Source organism: Bradyrhizobium sp. DOA1 (genome assembly GCF_001593325.1).
Classification (GTDB): domain Bacteria; phylum Pseudomonadota; class Alphaproteobacteria; order Rhizobiales; family Xanthobacteraceae; genus Bradyrhizobium.
This window is the reverse complement of the sequence record NZ_JXJM01000001.1, coordinates 6,252,363-6,253,639: the sequence shown is the minus strand read 5'-3', so window position 1 is coordinate 6,253,639 and position 1,277 is coordinate 6,252,363. Positions and strand designations below refer to the sequence as shown.

General features: G+C 65.0%; 1 protein-coding gene and 1 pseudogene. Both read right to left on the bottom strand.

The features are described from left to right. Positions 1-206 (bottom strand): annotated as a pseudogene (locus SE91_RS37295) (DUF1036 domain-containing protein); the annotation flags it as partial. 20 nt (positions 207-226) lie between these two features. Further along, on the bottom strand, positions 227-1,114 hold the full coding sequence (gene argB / locus SE91_RS28910) for an acetylglutamate kinase (RefSeq protein WP_060734662.1): 888 nt from the start codon (positions 1,112-1,114) through the stop codon (positions 227-229). Positions 1,115-1,277: the final 163 nt, after the last annotated feature.

Here is a 1,277-nt window from a genome sequence, read left to right as displayed (position 1 = left end):
TTGAGGTCGGCGTGCGCAGGCGCAGAGGAGAAGAAGAGCGAGACGACGGCTGCCGGCAGCGTCATCAGGAAGCGAGTGAGGGGAGAGCGGTGGGGGCGCCGCATTCGCAGTTCGTCATGGCCGGGCTTGACCCGGCCATCCACGTGCGACAGCGCGCGCGGAGAGCCGTGGATGCCCGGGGCAAGCCCGGGCATGACGACCTTCATCCGCTCCTCGCGTTCGTCTCTCACTTGTGGATCAGCGTGCCCGTGCCCTGGTTGGTGAAGAGCTCCAGCAGCACCGCGTGCTGCATCTTGCCGTCGATGATGACGACGCCCTCGACGCCCTGCTCGAGCGCGTAGATGCAGGTCTCGACCTTCGGGATCATGCCGCCGGAGATGGTGCCGTCGGCGATCAGCTTTCGCGCGTCCTTGACGGACAATTGCGGGATCAGCTTCTTCGACTTGTCGAGCACGCCGGGCACGTCGGTGAGCAGCAAGAGGCGCTTGGCCTTGAGCGCGCCGGCCACTGCACCGGCAAAGGTGTCCGCGTTGATGTTCAGCGTCTGGCCGTCCTTGGACGTTGCGAGCGGCGCCAGCACCGGGATCAGCTCGTAGCCGATCAACTGGTTGAGCAACGTGAGGTCGACCTTCTCGGGGTCACCGACGAAGCCGAGATCGACCGCCTTCTCGATATGCGAGTCCGGATCGATGATGGTCCGCGTCGTCTTCGACGCCTTCACCATGTTGCCGTCCTTGCCGGACAGGCCCACGGCCTTGCCGCCGGCTTCGTTGATGTAGCCCACGATCTGCTTGTTGACCGAGCCGGCCAGCACCATCTCGACGATCTCGATCGTCGCGGCGTCGGTGATGCGCAAGCCGGCGGCGAATTCCGAGACGATGCCGAGCCGCTTGAGCATGGTCGCGATCTGCGGCCCGCCGCCATGCACCACGACAGGATTGATCGCGGTTTGCTCAAGCAGCACGATGTCGCGGGCGAAGTTCTTCGCGGTCTCCTCGTCGCCCATGGCATGGCCGCCATATTTGATGACGATGGTTTCCTCGTCATACTGCTGCATGTGCGGCAGCGCTTCCGACAGGATGCGGGCCTGGTCGAGCGGGGAGATGTCGGTCATGTCACGGTCTCGCTGGCGGGTCGGTCGGTGCGCGTTCTATCCGATTGGCGGGCGTGGCGCAAAGTGTGCGTTCTTCCTCTCTCCCCTTGTGGGAGAGGGTGGCTCGCCGCGTAGCGGCGAGACGGGTGAGGGGTTCTGTCCGCGAGCGCGTCTGTGGAGAGAC